Annotated in this window: 9 protein-coding genes; 4 read left to right on the top strand and 5 right to left on the bottom strand. The window is 47.3% G+C overall.

The genetic code is table 11. The annotated features are described in order from the left end of the window. Positions 1-2 precede the first annotated feature (2 nt). From KOI40_RS10270 to gmtY, 5 genes are all read right to left on the bottom strand, one after another. Complete coding sequence (locus tag KOI40_RS10270) at positions 3-494, bottom strand: 3'-5' exonuclease family protein (RefSeq protein ID WP_216097419.1); 492 nt, start codon at positions 492-494, stop codon at positions 3-5. Between the two features lie 273 nt (positions 495-767). Beyond that, positions 768-1,244 (bottom strand): transcription elongation factor GreB, encoded by a 477-nt coding sequence (gene greB, locus KOI40_RS10265; protein WP_216097418.1) that lies wholly within the window; start codon positions 1,242-1,244, stop codon positions 768-770. 72 nt (positions 1,245-1,316) lie between these two features. Beyond that, positions 1,317-1,916, bottom strand: coding sequence for a gamma-mobile-trio protein GmtX (gene gmtX / locus KOI40_RS10260; protein ID WP_216097417.1), 600 nt, complete (start codon positions 1,914-1,916; stop codon positions 1,317-1,319). Next, complete coding sequence (gmtZ, locus tag KOI40_RS10255) at positions 1,913-5,704, bottom strand: gamma-mobile-trio integrase GmtZ (RefSeq protein WP_216097416.1); 3,792 nt, start codon at positions 5,702-5,704, stop codon at positions 1,913-1,915. The genes gmtX and gmtZ overlap by 4 nt, the downstream gene beginning before the upstream one ends. Further along, on the bottom strand, positions 5,697-7,061 hold the full coding sequence (gmtY, locus tag KOI40_RS18655; RefSeq protein ID WP_216097415.1) for a gamma-mobile-trio recombinase GmtY: 1,365 nt from the start codon (positions 7,059-7,061) through the stop codon (positions 5,697-5,699). The genes gmtZ and gmtY overlap by 8 nt, the downstream gene beginning before the upstream one ends. A gap of 291 nt (positions 7,062-7,352) precedes the next feature. On the opposite strand from gmtY, the gene KOI40_RS18420 reads away from it, so the two are divergent. The 4 genes from KOI40_RS18420 to KOI40_RS10230 all read left to right on the top strand — a co-directional run bounded on the left by KOI40_RS18420 (position 7,353) and on the right by KOI40_RS10230 (position 14,993). Next, positions 7,353-7,646 (top strand): GreA/GreB family elongation factor, encoded by a 294-nt coding sequence (locus tag KOI40_RS18420; RefSeq protein WP_439653240.1) that lies wholly within the window; start codon positions 7,353-7,355, stop codon positions 7,644-7,646. A 293-nt stretch (positions 7,647-7,939) separates the two neighbouring features. Then, positions 7,940-8,995: an efflux RND transporter periplasmic adaptor subunit gene (locus KOI40_RS10240; protein WP_216097414.1), complete on the top strand. Its 1,056-nt coding sequence runs from the start codon at positions 7,940-7,942 to the stop codon at positions 8,993-8,995. Between the two features lie 81 nt (positions 8,996-9,076). Beyond that, entirely contained in the window at positions 9,077-12,190 is a 3,114-nt protein-coding gene (locus KOI40_RS10235) for an efflux RND transporter permease subunit (RefSeq protein WP_216097413.1), read from the top strand. 244 nt (positions 12,191-12,434) lie between these two features. After that, entirely contained in the window at positions 12,435-14,993 is a 2,559-nt protein-coding gene (locus KOI40_RS10230; RefSeq protein ID WP_216097412.1) for a putative bifunctional diguanylate cyclase/phosphodiesterase, read from the top strand. Positions 14,994-15,340 lie beyond the last annotated feature (347 nt).

Raw genomic sequence — 15,340 nt, 5'->3', positions numbered from 1 at the left:
TCCTATTCAATCTGTCGGTTAGCTAACGCGAGAGTTATCGATTCGTGAATGACTCTGGCGTCATCTAGTGCTCTATGAAGAACGAAATTTCCTGAAGACTCGAGTTTTCTTTTGTGATCTAAGAAAGCCTCTAAAACACTGTCGGAGTTTAAAACAAGCTCTTGGATGTCTAGCAGCTTAAAAGATCGGCTCATCCCGCAATCACTAAATAGTGCATTACACCAAAAGTTATCCCAGTAGACTGAATCACAATAAACGGTTTGATCAACTAGCAAGTTGTTCAACTCGAAAGCAATATGATCAGGGTCAAGCCCTTCAGACAGCAGAGAATCACGAGATATATGATGCGTTGCCTCTGCTTCTTCTGACCAATGAGTCCAGTGCTCATATGGCCGAATAAGAGCTTGGTATTCTAAACTGCCGTTGGTTACCCCAACTTCAATAGGATAACTACTCTTAGTGAGCCCACTTGCTTCAAAGTCGATAATCCACATCAATATTCCACCTGCAAGAGCGAGACAGGGCTTCATCCGAGGCCTCATTTACTTTCTTAATCGCCCCTAGATCGATCATTTAACAAACAATTAAGGAGCAACAAGGCACTTCCGACCCAACTCGCTTTTATCTCGATATTTACAGCCACAACATGAGCATAAAACAAACAGAATGACGACAACTAAGAATGTTGTAAGGAAACTCAAAGTAAATAACGATTACATCAAATCCCTTATCGACTAAATCGCTCTGCCACCACAGAGCACCACTCGCTAATCTTGACTGTATAAAATATCAACAATATACCAAAGCGCATTTCCAGTAGGAGTTGGAACAGTAACCTCATCATCCACCTCCTTCTTAAGAAGAGCTCTGGCCATAGGAGAATCTATCGATATATAGTCTTTCCTACCATAGATTTCATCAACTCCCACAATACGAAATTTCAAACTCTCGCCAGAGTCATTCTCTATCTCAACCCAAGCCCCGAAGAATACCTTACCTTCCTGCTGGGGTGAGTAGTCTACAATTTGAGCATTCTCAATGCGCTTTCTTAGATACCGAACTCGTCGATCTATTTCTCTCAGCCTTTTTTTATTATATTGATAGTCTGCATTTTCACTTCGATCACCAAGAGAGGCAGCCCAAGAAACCTTTTTTGTGACTTCCGGTCTTTCTTCTCTCCACAGGTAATCAAGCTCTTTTTTTAGGGCCTCATAACCCTCTCTTGTGGTCAAATTAGTTTTCAAAAGAATCAACACCTTTCGGTTAAAAAACACACAAAGCAGCCGGTCTTAGTTATCCACTATATTTTGAATATGTTAAAGATACTCAAGCGCCTTTTTGATTGCATCTATTGTACCTGGCTTAAAAAGCCGGTTACCTTGGTTGTCCACAACCTCACCTCGATCACCTGCTACATAACCCCACTCTTTAAGGAACTCATCAGAAGCCAAGAACTCAAGGGCTCTGCGCTCAACATCTGACAGGCGATGCCGGGATAGGCCACCTCTTCGGTCATCGACCACTATGGTAGTACCTGGAGGCACAATTTCTCTCACTAGGCGCTTCGCCTCATTCAACTCAGCTTGCTGCTTAGAAACAAGTAACCGGGTTTTAGGATCTGTAATTTCATCAATCCAAGCATCTTCTGACTTCCGTTTCCGAGGTTTATGAGATAATTCGGATATTTCTGCAAAGCCTTTTATTAAGGCTTGATAAGCCTCTCCGCTTCTATTGCGTATAGATTGTGCTTTAGGAACTCCCCGACCAGCACCTATGCGAGATATAGTGGCGTAAGCAAAGTCACTTGCTCCTCGATCAATTTGCTCTTGGCAGACCAAGAAGATAGCATCCAAGGTTTTAGACTGTTTAGCGGAAGCACCCACCTTCAACCTATTTAATAGCTCTTGTGGATTCACAACAGTTCTCCACTAGCTTTTTCTACGTAATTCAAATCAGCATCTGGATTTTTCAATCGCAGAAAGTCTTGTTTAGTAATTCGTTCATCAGGGGCTAAATCTGACAGACATATTCGGCCATCAACTAGAGCATCTACCTTTCTCCAGCTCTTCAAACGATCAAGCATAAGTCGTGTTATCTGATTACCCACCACAAGCTGTTGCTTCTTATCCAACGTAAACATATGTACCGGAAGCTTATTCCTAAGCGCCATCTTGTCGATCATCTGGGATCGAGGTGCCAACGCCATCTCAGAAGAAGCTGATTGGTAAATTTCAGCATTCTCACAAACCTCTGATAATTGCTTAAATCGAGACGTATCTTCATAATTGACTTGCAGCTCATGGTCCTTTTGAAGAATTAGCTTTGTTCGTGAATCGACATCAGCTTCGTCTGACAGCTCGACATCCTGATTGACAAGGGCCTGACACTGTTTGATCAGCCTTGATACTTTATTCATGTCACACAGAAGCGAATCTAGTTTCTTTGCAGCAGCTTCAATTTCAGAGAGAGTTTTACGCTTTTGAAGCTCTAAATTATTTCTAAGTCCTAGGTTTTGATCTTCCCCTCTAAGCTCTGCATCATATGCAGCATCATCATGATCGTTTATTTGTTCGTTGAGCTGCTTCAGCTGCTGTTCAAGATCATCATATTGCTCATACTGCAAATGAGACGCCAGTGAAACTTCATTCCCCAAGGATAAAAGTCCTCCAATAAATGCAGGCCCTGAAATAAAGTGACGGCATGCGATACAGTTCTGACTACCTAAATAGCCAACCGGAACTGCTGATCTGATTTTAGAGCTCTGAATAATATCTCCGCCATCCGAGCACCTATCACCGCCATATGGGCAAATACCATAATCTCTAAACAAATACGTACCTACGGGGGTTTCATTTGAGATTAAATTAAGCGCATCACTTGAAGTAGCGATTAATTCATTTTTAATCTCATCAATCCGGCCCTGCTCTATCATTTGCTGCGCCGCATACGATTTGTTCTGCATCGCTCGCTTTTCACCCTCTGAAAAGCGTCTTCGCAGGTATTCTGAACCGGTCTTCAAATAGTAAATAGTCATTACAATAGAAGAATGCCCTGCTACTTTCATGATGACAGGTAATGGCAAGCCAAACTGCTCAACATATGCAGTAATCAAACTAACTCTCATGCTATGAGGGGTATAGTCACTCGAATAATGACTTAAGACCGTTTCATCTTTTAATAAAGATGCCAGCTCCAAATCAGAAGGTTGCGTATGATAAAGCGATGCAGATAAACGTGACGCAAGACGTCCTGAAAAGTGACCAGGCTCTTCCATATCAAAATCACGAAATAAAAAACAGTTTGACCCTTTGTAAATTCTCTGATTTTCATTTAGAGACGTTCGTTTACATTCTAACCATGGCATAGGTCTAGAAATTGGATTGTATTTACTTTGCCAATTTCGTAGCTGTATTACCCAATATGCCAACTCTTCAGGAATCCAGGCAACATCGTAGCCTCTACCACTGGAACTGGTTTTGTTCGAGGTGAAGTACATCCCTAGGGCACCATCATCATAGCACCTAACAAATCCTTGACACTTAGTTAGTCCAGCTAATTTTGATTGGTTAGCTTCCCATTCAATAGAATCAGATTCAGATATGACCGGGACTATATCATCGGCCTCGCCTGAGTCGCAGTAGGCAAGCTGCATCCCCCGTGCGGGAACTGACATGAGCGCATATGTATGTATCCAAAACACTGGAAACCAAATCTGTGTTTTTCCATTACTTTTTCGAGTCACACAATTAGGGTCATTAACATCAATTCTTTCTATATCAATATCAAACCAATCAGCATTAAATTTTTGAAGATGAGTTAAGTCAGAGAAACTTCTAGCTTTTTCAGGAACGATCCATTTCTTTGCAGCATTGACATATTGATAGGCTAAAGAACACTTTGTTGTCTCACTTGGCTGACGTTCTTTTTCACATGAATAATCTACAACGATATTGGAAAAAGGGTTATGAGTATTCGGAACCAATACAAGTTCACCAGTCTCTTTATCTTCATCAGTCAAATATTCTTGAATAATGAAATCCAAAAACTCGTTCACTGATGTAAGAATTTTATGAGCGACAAGCTTAGCTTCATTATTTGTCAACCACTCCTTAAATGGCCTGATGTCTTTCTTTTTCTTTGTAAGAAAATCTAGGGGGCATTCACCCATTTCGTAAGCCTGAATATAGTGGCGCACAAATCGACATAAATGAGATTCTTTACTTTTACCTCCTCTAGCTCCTTTAAGAAAATTTTGAATAAACATAGCCCATTGAGTATATGGTGCGCGTATGTTTTTTGTCTTATAGGGCTCTCTTCTGCCTAGATAAACATACCAATTAACCCACCGGCTTTTATAAACCTGATCCGGTGTTCTTGGTAACCTTCGATCGCTTGATCGAACTATGTAATCTATATACTCACGCTTACTCGTTAGTCTTTCCAGAGCTATAAGAGCAACAGCTTCATCGTAAGTATATGGCTTAGGAATATCACAAAGATCATACCAATCTACCCAATCAGTTTTGAACTGCCTATCGGGGTGAGAAGGTAGAACAGAATATAGTTTCAGTTTTTTCCTATATTCACGACTATCTTTAATATCAAGAACCTTTACAGCCTGTTTAACATCTGCCAAAGACTTATATCGCTTTGGTAAGAGAAACAATGGCCATGCCTGCCAATCCTCTTTGTACATCTTGCTTGGATCAGCGGATAATTGTCTATCTCTGTGTCTCTTCGCCTGATATTCACCAGAAGTCGTAATCCCAAGTGCTATGGCCGCCACTGAAGCCTCTGCTAACGTGGGATAAAATTGCTGAGGCTCCCTACCCAGAAATAACGGCCAACCTTGCCACTCCTCTTTGTACGTCAGGTTTGGACTTGCAGGCAATTGTCTATCTCCGAGTCTCATTACCTTATATTCAGCAAGCGTCGTAATTCCGAGCGCTATAGCCGCCGATGAAGCCTCTGCTAACGTTGGATACAATTGCTTTGTCTCCCGACCCAGAAAGGATGGCAATCCTTGCCACTCCTCTTTATACATCTGGTCTGGATTTGCAGGCAATTGTCTATCCCGGTGTCTATTTACCTGATATTCACCAGAAGTCGTAATCCCAAGTGCTATGGCCGCCGCAGAAGCCTCTGCTAACGTGGAATAAAATTGCTTTGATTCCTTTCCCAGAAAGGATGGCCAACCTTGCCACTCCTCTTTGTACTTCCGTTCTGGATCGGAGGGCAATTGTCTATCCCGGCGTTTCTTAGCCTGATATTCAACAGAAGTCCTAATCCCAAGCGCTATGGCCGCCGATGAAGCCTCTGCTAACGTTGGATAAAATTGCTTTGGTTGCCGGCCCAAAAATAATGGCCAACCTTGCCACTCCTCTTTGTACACCAGGCCTGGATTTACAGGCAATTGCCTATCCCGGTGTCTCTTTGCCTGATATTCACCAGAAGTCGCAATCCCGAGCGCTATGGCTGCCGCTGACGCCTCTGCTAACGTGGGATACAATTGCTTTGGCTCCTTCCCCAGAAAGGATGGCCAACCTTGCCACTCCTCTTTGTAGATTTGGTCTGGACTTGCGGGCAATTGTCTATCCCGATGTCTTTTTGACCGATATTCAATAGAAGTCGTAATACCGAGTGCTACGGCCGCTACTGAAGCCTCTGCTAACGTAGAATAGAAATCCTTGACTACCTTACCCACGACATGCTCCCTCAGCATTCTGCATAATTAATCTCAACTCTTCATCTGTCGGCTGCAAATAAACCAAGCAAGAATCTGGGCTTTTGTGATGCATAGCCTTCTGAATCTCAACCTGAGAGAAATCATGATCAGCCAAACGATAGCCATAAGCATGTCGATGGCCGTGTTCCGTTGTTCCTAATGCCTTGGAGTGTTCTAGCCCAATTCGCCTAACGGCATCTGCATGCATTCTCTGATAATTTTTCAGAGTTTCAGGCTGACCTTTACTGTTCGTGAATGCATAGGGATGTCCCTCAAAACGACTAGGCTCCACTCTTTGGTGTAGCAAATAATTCTGCCAAACTAAAAGGAACTCTGAGGCCCTTTCAGGAGGAAAGAATTGCACTTGAAAGAACTTACGCTTGTCCGTGAGTAAAGGCCCTTTCCAACCTGAATGAAGCCGCTCTGACTTTGCATAATCGGTACGAGGCTTTAACCCAAATTCTTTGGCCAAATATTCTCGTCGATTTTTATGACGTACATCTGGAGAACTTCCTTCACTTGGGTGGTAAATCCTGACAACCGCTTCCAAACGCTGTCTATCAACGTGAACATCAGTTAAATACAAGTGAAATATTTCGCTCTTTCTAACTCCCCCATAATGCATTAGTAGGGTAATCGCCTGATTTTTGTAATCGGGTATAGGACGGCCAGCCCCATCAACACCAGCCCTAGGTCTAATCATTCCCTCCTCAATTAACCGCTTAATCTCCGAAGAGGGAAATCGTTTTGTGGTACTAGTTTGAGTAACAGTCCTCTGATGAATTTGGATCTGCCGAGCATATCCCATTGACTGAGGATATTTATTTGGCGTTGAAAGATGATTAAGGAACACCCGTGCATGCTTGTGATAATAAGCGCACCAGTTTAAACGCTGCTCTACAGAGGTAGCCTTACGAAATTTATTGATTCTTTGTTGGTTATATTCTGGTCGTTCAGAAAGCCAATCAGTATAAGTCGTGATATGCCCCAATAATGTATGGGCATCCTCATTAGACCTAGAGGACCAGTAGAGCTGGCTATCATCTTCAAGTGTTGAAGGATTGATCGTTCCAAGAGTTAAACATTGTGCAAATGACCGTAATAAGCTGGTGGCATCCTCAAAAGCTGACTGATTCGCATTTATGTATCGAATCAACAACATAACTGCAAACACAGAGCGATCCTGCCAAGACCCACTCTTGTATGAATTTTCAGCCAGATACCGCAAATGCGAAATCAGCAAACCACTTTCAGTATAAATGGCAGGTAAGACTAGCTCTTTACTGGTCTGATCATTTTTATATCGGGATTTTATTTTAATAGCGTATTTCGGCACAGATTACTTTTCACTAGTTTTAAAAATTTGGCCGACTATACATCAGTAAAGAAAAGCACCTAAAGCTTATTTAATCGTTTACTATCAATACCTTACAGAAAAATCCTATTTACAAAAACTTCCCTTACAACCTCATTTTGTTTACAGAAATACGTCCTTACAGCCTCAGAAATGATCAGAAAACAACCAGAGATGAGGGTGGTGCAGCATAAGAAACTCATATTTAGTATGGTCTTTATGAGGTTCTAATACATCTACGGCAAGCGCCGCCTGCGGGAAATCGACAGCCGCGTGCGTTTTCTTACCAAGCGGCTGGATGAACTTACGGTGGTCGATCGTATACCGGACGATCGGGAAAAAGTCTTCTTTGGAGCCTATGTCACACTGGCAGATGACGCGGGTGAAGAGGTGACCTACCAGATTGTTGGACCCGATGAGTTCGACGTAAAGGAAGGCAAGCTCAGCATGGACTCGCCTCTTGCGCGCCAACTGTTGGGCAAGCGGCTGGACGATGAGATTGTCCTGCGGCTGCCGGAGGGTACAAAGCGCTACGATCTGGTTGAAATTGACTATCGGGGGTATTGATTCACTTCTCACTACTGTCATGACTCTGACACAGATCCATATCGGTAAACTGTAAAGTTTGGTTTTGGATGCAAATGAGAGTCGTTACCCTCTAACCAATCGTTTTATCTTTATATACACTTACACAATTATTCATTGACCGGCGGTCGTCCGGTCACTATTCGCCTGCAGATTTATCGCTGGCAAAAGGAAAAGGTTTCGGTTTGATGGAATGGTGCCGCACGAGTTCTCAACGTTTTCTACAACTTCATATTAAAGACTGTCTTTTTGGAGTTTTATCAACCGCTTTATTGTTGACTCAAAACGCCCTGGCACAACAACCAACGCCGGTAACCATTACCCTCCCCAAAGCCGCAATCCCCACCTACCAGTTAAGTCTGGCCGGCGATCTGGTATCCGCTCAACACGCCAACCTGTCGCCCCGTATTGAAGGTCTGGTTTCTCAGGTTAATGTCGATGTGGGTGACCGCGTTACTGCCGGCGATGTACTGCTGACTCTGGACCCGACGTTAGCCGAACATGTTCTGCAGCAATATGCAGCTGCCACCGCTGCCGCACGGGCAACGTATCAGGAAGACATCCGGCTGGTAGAAGAGGCAGAAAGACTGACCAAACAAAACCACCTGCCTCAAAATGAGTTGACGTTACGTCGGGCTGCGCTTGCCATTTCCCGCGCTCATCTGGATGCCGCCAAGGCGGAACAGCAAGCTCAGGCCGCTCGCCTCGCATGGCACCAACTGAAGGCGCCCTTTGATGGAGTCATCAGCCGCAAGTTGACCGAGTCCGGTGAATGGATCACACCCGGAACCTCAGCGTTCGAACTGGTTTCTACCGACAAAGTGTATCTGGATGTGCAGGTACCTCAGGAACGTTTTGCACAACTCAAGCCCAACACACCGGTGAACGTACGCCCCGACACCCAGACTGGTACTCAAACCGAAGGGCGTATTGCCGCCATTGTGCCGGTCAGCAATAGCGGTTCACGAACCATCCAGGTCCGTCTGGTCATGGAAAACCCACAACAAAAACTCTTGCCCGGCACATCGGCTACCGCAATCTTTGAGTTTTCTCCCAGCGACAAAAAATCCCTGCTGATCCCTCGCGACGCCCTGTTGCGCAGCCCAGATGGCAGCTTCAGTGCCTTTGTCGTGAGCGAGCAAGGCGATCAGTTGCTGGCTGAGCGTCGCAAGTTGCAACTGGGCCTGCAAAGCAATGGCTCTGTAGAAATTCTTGACGGACTGAAAGCCAATGACAAGGTGGTTGTTCGCGGCAATGAAATACTGCGCCACAACCAACCCGTAAGTATTCAGTCCACCACCGAGAGTGTTCAATTGCACACAGCACCTTAAGCCTTGATTGCGCTTTATTGTCATTACTGCAACCCACACTGAGCCATCAAATCGTCACATCAGAAGTACCGGGAAGGATCTATGTTTCAAGCCAGCATTCGCCACGGAATTATTTTAGCGGTCACCGTCCTGATCGTCTGCGTGCTGGGCGTGGTGGCCGCCTTTCGCATTCCGATTCAGATGATTCCCGATCTCGAAGTGCGTACCATCAGCGTGGTTACCGGCTGGCCCGGAGCCACACCTCAGGATATCGAAAAAGAAATTCTGATCGAACAGGAACGCTATCTGCGAACGGTACCCAACCTCAGCCGCATGACCTCTCTTGGGGAAACCGGCGAAGCCTCCATCGAAATGGAATTTCCGTTTGGGGTGGATATCAATGAAACGCTGATCGAAGTCAGCAATGCTCTGAGCCAAGTACCCTCCTACCCGGAAAACGTCGATCAACCCCGCTTGTTCAGTAGTTCTTTCTCGCAGAACGCGTTCATGTACTTCAGTGTCATGCCTCTGCCGGGCAACCCCCTGCAGCTGGATATGGACATGATGTACGACTTTATTGACGACCATGTGCGTCCCCGCATGGAACGAGTCACGGGCATTTCCGAAGTTCAGGTTCGCGGTGGCTCACAGAGACAGATGCAAGTCCTGCTCGACCCCACCAAGCTCGCACAGAGAGGCCTGACCCTGAGCGAGGTCCGCAACGCAATCCGCGGTCGCAATAAAGACACCTCAGCCGGCGATATCGACAGCGGCAAGCGTCGCTACCTGATGCGAACCGTTGGCCGCTTTGAAAGCGTAGCGGATCTGGAAAACCTGATTCTCACCCGACAGGGCAGTGCCAATGTACGTCTCAAGGATGTGGCCACGGTATCGCTGGATCACTTTGAGGTCAGAAACATCGCCTACACCGGTAGCGAACGCACGATTCGCCTGGCCGTCAATCGCGAATCCGGTTCCAACGTGATTCAGATCAAGCAAGACCTTCTGCCGATCATTGAAGCCATGCAGGAAGATCTGCTGGCACCCAACGGGCTGCAAATGCAGTTGATTGGCGATGATGTCCGCTATGTCCAGGATTCCATCAAGAACGTCTGGACCAATCTGGGACTGGGTGCCGCTCTGGCGACACTGGTGCTGTATCTGTTCTTGCGATCCGGTCGAGCCACTCTGGTCGGCGTGATGAGCATTCCAATCTGTACCATTGCCGCATTCATCGGCTTGTTAATGTTTGGCCGCACGATTAATGTGATTTCCCTCGCGGGGGTCGCGTTTGCCATCGGCATGACCGTGGATAACACCATCGTGGTACTCGAGAGTATTGAGCAGGCCCGACGCAGAGGCTTGAATCTGATTGACTCCGCCTTGACCGGCGTGCGGGATGTTTGGCCTGCGGTATTGGCATCCTCACTGACCACGGTACTGGTGTTCGCACCGGTTCTATTTGTTCAGGAAGAAGCCGGACAACTCTACTCCGATATTGCCATTGCCATTTCGGCGGCGATTATGGTGTCCATGCTGGTCGCAGTTACCGTAGTTCCGTCTGCCAGCTCCCGTTTGGGTTTCAGTAGCTCGGTCGGTGCAGGTGATACCCCACAAGCCAGTCAACGCGGAAAAATTCTCCACTGGATTCATCATCTACTGCAGACTCCGCTGCGTCGCTCACTGTGTCTTGTCATCACCTTGCTGATGACTGTGGGGATTGCCGCTGTTTTTATGCCTCCGGCCGAGTATCTGCCTGAGGGCGAAGAGCCCAAAGCCTTTTCCCGAATGATTGCGCCACCGGGTTATAACCTGGTCGAAATGACTAAAATAGGCGATGAAGTTCGTGAAATCCTTGAGCCCACCGTCGATGCTGACCCCACAGCTTTTGACAGAGGCGAACTTCCGGTTCCGGCCCTGAAGTATTATTCTCTCAGTATTTCTTCTTCCATGATCTGGCTTATGAGTGAACCCATACGCGAAGAAGACATCAATCCAATGATGGACTCTCTCACCAAGCTTTTCCGCAGCTATCCTGGCATGCGCGCCTTTTCTTCACGCGGCTCCATTATTTCCAGCAATAACGGTGGCACCCGCGCTGTAAATCTGGACATCTCCGGACCGGATCTGGCCCTGTTATACGCCACCGCCGAACACGCCTATCAACGTGCAGAGGCACTGTTTAAAAACCCACAGATTCAATCAGAACCCTCTTCCCTGTCACTGGATCAGCCTCTGGTTGAAGTACGCCCTAACTGGGAGCGACTGAAAGAATATCAGTACAGCGCTGAAGACTTCGGTTACGCCGTTGCCGCCCTGAGTGACGGCGTTTTTGCCGATGAGTTTTTTATGGATGACGACAAGATCGACATCTTCCTGTTCAGCAGCTCTGGACAGGGGCAACAACTGGAAAGGCTCGGCCAACTTCCTGTCATGACGCCTTCTGGCGCGGTCGTGCCCCTGGACGCACTGGCCACCCTGCAGGAAACCGTAGACAGCACCTCCGTTCGGCGTGTGGATGGCAATCGAACCGTTACCTTGAGGATCATCCCCCCTCGCTCCGTAGCTCTGGAAACGGCGGTGGCGAAAGTGCAAAACGAGCTGATCCCTACCATGCGCGCCGAAGGTGAAATCAACAACGGCGTCTCTATCGACATCTCCGGCGCTGCAGACCAATTGGACGCCACACGTCTCGCACTGACAGAAAACTTTGTGGTCGCCCTGCTGATTATTTACCTGCTGTTGGTGGCTATTTTCCAGCACTGGGGTTACCCGCTGATCATTCTCACCACCATACCACTTGGTCTCGCCGGCGGCCTCGTGGGGTTGATTCTGTTAAACGGTCTCGGCTTCCGGCAACCTTTTGACATGATCACCATGCTGGGCTTTTTGATCTTGCTGGGCACCGTGGTCAATAACCCTATCCTGATTGTCGATCAGACCCGTAAAAATCTGGAGGCAGCTGCGGTATCCGTAAAAGACGCGGTCAGTTCGGCACTGGCCACACGGCTGCGTCCAATCTTGATGTCCAGCATGACCACCATCTTTGGGCTCGCGCCGCTGGTTCTGATCCCGGGTGCGGGTACCGAACTGTACCGGGGAGTGGGCATTGTTGTTCTGACTGGCATACTGTTTTCGACAGTCATTACCCTGACCTTCTTACCCTGCCTGTTAATGCTGGTGCTTAAAGAGAAACAACCCGAAGCCGTAAGTTAATTACAGCGCCTGTTATTAATAGCCTGTAAAAAGCCCCGTAAAACCGTGGCTTGGCTCACACCCAAGCCCTATATCTTGCACAAACTTCATCCAGATCTTGTAGACAACACTATGATGAGCTATGAAGTTGGCAGAAAGTACGTTTAAATTAAGCCTCGCAAATCGACCATTTGCGGTGATCACCCTCCAGAGAGGAACCACCGCGCATTATTTGGATCAGTGCAGGGATTAATGTAAGGACACTATGAACAAACCGGCCCCAATACCGAGCCTGTCTTCCTCACCGGAGGATAAGGCCGTCCATACCCGCGGTTCCCTGTGGCCCTTCAAAGCCTCCCTGTTTACTTTTATCCTGCTTTGTCTGGTCTTTAGTGCCATCCTCTGGCTTCAACACAAATCTCAGGAATCCAGCCTTCGACAGCTGAATATTCAAACACTGCAGCACCAACAACATCAGTTTGATCACTTTACAGAACAGTTTCGTCAGGCCACACAAACGGCCATTCAGAAATTTGTCGACTACCGCGGCAGGGCATCCTCTGTCCCGGCAGCGACATTGCAAGACTGGTGGCAAGAACATGCCAACCTGAGACTGCTCGCTGCCATATGGAGATCAGACACTCCTGCTGAAGGGATTCACACCAGTAACGCCGGCGATATTGACATACTCCAACGACACCAGGCCTGGTTCGATCAAACGCCTGATACTGAAGGCTTACACAGTGGTATTCACTGTCATGCCGACGAATGCATCGAATTGTCGAAAATCGATGTCATCATTCAAGGCAAACCTATCGGACAACTTCGCATTGCCCGTGACATTCATGCCCAACTCACTTTCACCAGCGACTCAGAATTTCCCGGGATCACTGACATCCCTGGCACTCAAGCAGTTGGTTTGCTGCGTGTCCAAAAGCGCTCAGAACAAAGCTGGCAATTTCAGTACATCAAGTTCCCTCAAGGCGCAGAGACAACAGCTGACAGCGAGCCAGACACCAATTCTTCTCTCCCACTGCCTCTGGATACCAATCTGGCTCTTTGGAAACGCATCCAGCAACATCCTGTCAGCACTCAAGAAGCGAGCGTGCTTGCCCCCACCCGAGGAATCATCTGGTCAATGCTGACTTTTCCCGAAGGGTATGCCGACAACCACTATCTATTACAACGCAGTGATGCATCCCCTCTCGCCTGGCAACAACACCAACACCTGATGCTACTGGCGATAATCTATATCGCCCTGACTTTGCTCATAAGCCTGATTATCTTTCTCACCTTTCAGCGCTTCAGCCAGCGGCTTCACGATTACGCCTCTCTGCTGCCCCTGCTGGGACAAAAGCAATATCAACTATTGCGCGAAAAACTGCGAAAGCTTCAGGGAAATCACTGGAGCGGAGAACTGAATGAAGCTGAAGCGTCTCTTTCGACCCTGTCATACCAGCTGGAAGCCCAGGAAAAGACAGTCGACATTCGCACTCAGGAGGTTGAAAGATTATCCCTTTTCGACCCCCTGACCGGTTTGGCCAACCGACACTTGTTGCAGTACGAAATTCAGAGCGATCTGGAACACTTGTCGCAAAGTCCGCGCGACAACCTTGTGGCCATCCTGCTTCTGGATCTGGACAACTTTAAGCGCATCAATGATTCGCTGGGACATCAATATGGTGATGTCATCCTGCAGAAGATGGCCAAACGCCTGAAAGGAGCCATTCACTCGCTGGGGCTGGTCGCACGACTGGGAGGCGATGAATTTGCCATCTTGCTGCGTTCAGCACGACGCCCTGAGCAACTACAAATACTGTGTCAAAAGATTCTGGGTCTGGTACAGAAACCTCTGGTGATTGACCAAACCTCGCTGGTCATCAGCTGCAGTATAGGCATATCCACAGCCTCACTCGAAGATACCCCCGAGGATCTGTTGAAACATGCCGAAATCGCCATGTACAAAGCGAAGCAAAGCGGCGGCAATTCCCATCGTCTCTTTAATGCCAAGATGGCCGCTGAAGCCCACGACAACCTGTCTCTGGAAAGCGAGTTGCGTCGCGGATTTGAAGAGAGTGAGTTCACCCTGTATCTACAACCCAAAGTCAGTATGGACGGTATTATCAAGGGGTTTGAGTCACTTGTTCGCTGGGACCACCCGGACCGTGGCATCCTGCCACCCAGCGAGTTTATCCCCGCCATGGAGAACATGGGTTTTATCAGCATGCTGGACAACTGGGTGCTCGAAGCCAGTTTTCGTCAGCTCAAAGTTCTGGAACCCCACTACCCAGACATCATTCTGGCAGTCAACATATCCTCCACCCACTTCACCAAAGAAAGTTTTTTGGTCTTTCTGCATGAATGTTTGCAAAAGTACCCCATTAACCCCAGCCGCCTGGAACTGGAAATTACCGAAACCCTGCTCATGAAAAATATGAGCGCCGGCCTGGAAGTGATTAGAAAAATCAAGGAAATGGGAGTGCGAATCGCCATTGATGATTTCGGTACCGGGTACTCATCCCTCAGCTACCTGAAAAACCTGCCGGTAGATACCCTGAAAATTGATCAGGAATTTATCAAGGACATCCCGGACAGTGAAAGCGACATGCAGATTTCGTCTGTCATTATCTTTCTCGCCAAACAACTGCACTTCTCCGTTGTCGCTGAAGGTGTAGAGACCGCACAGCAATTGTCATTCCTGAAATCCAACCATTGCGATCTGGCACAGGGGTATTTCTTCAGCAAGCCTATACCCGCCCACAAAGCCATCCTGATGCTGGAGAGTGAGCGGATCGACCTGGCCAATTCACGAACCTCCTTTTAAACGGCTAGCCCACACCGAGCGCCCCCCCTTGGCAGCAATGCCACTGGCTCGAATAAAGACCCAATGACTGTAATTTTTCAAAAATTCACACGCCATGCCACTCCCTGTTAGCAACTTGCCACCCCAAATACGCACCACTACAGAGCCATAAAACTCATTTATGGTGCATTACCCAAACAAACAATTGACTAGACACATAAAACTAACAGCCAACCAATCCAGTAATTGCACCACTTAAGACCATATTTCGTCAATTTGGCACATAAAGCAACAAAAACACAAAAAGCCGATAGATGGAACATTACTTGCAAAGCCATTGCCGTCGCAAGCACTCCCGGAGATGCACT

This window comes from Pseudomaricurvus albidus, from assembly GCF_018863235.1.
GTDB classification, from domain to species: domain Bacteria; phylum Pseudomonadota; class Gammaproteobacteria; order Pseudomonadales; family Cellvibrionaceae; genus Pseudomaricurvus; species Pseudomaricurvus albidus.
This window is presented reverse-complemented; position numbering and strand designations above follow the sequence as displayed.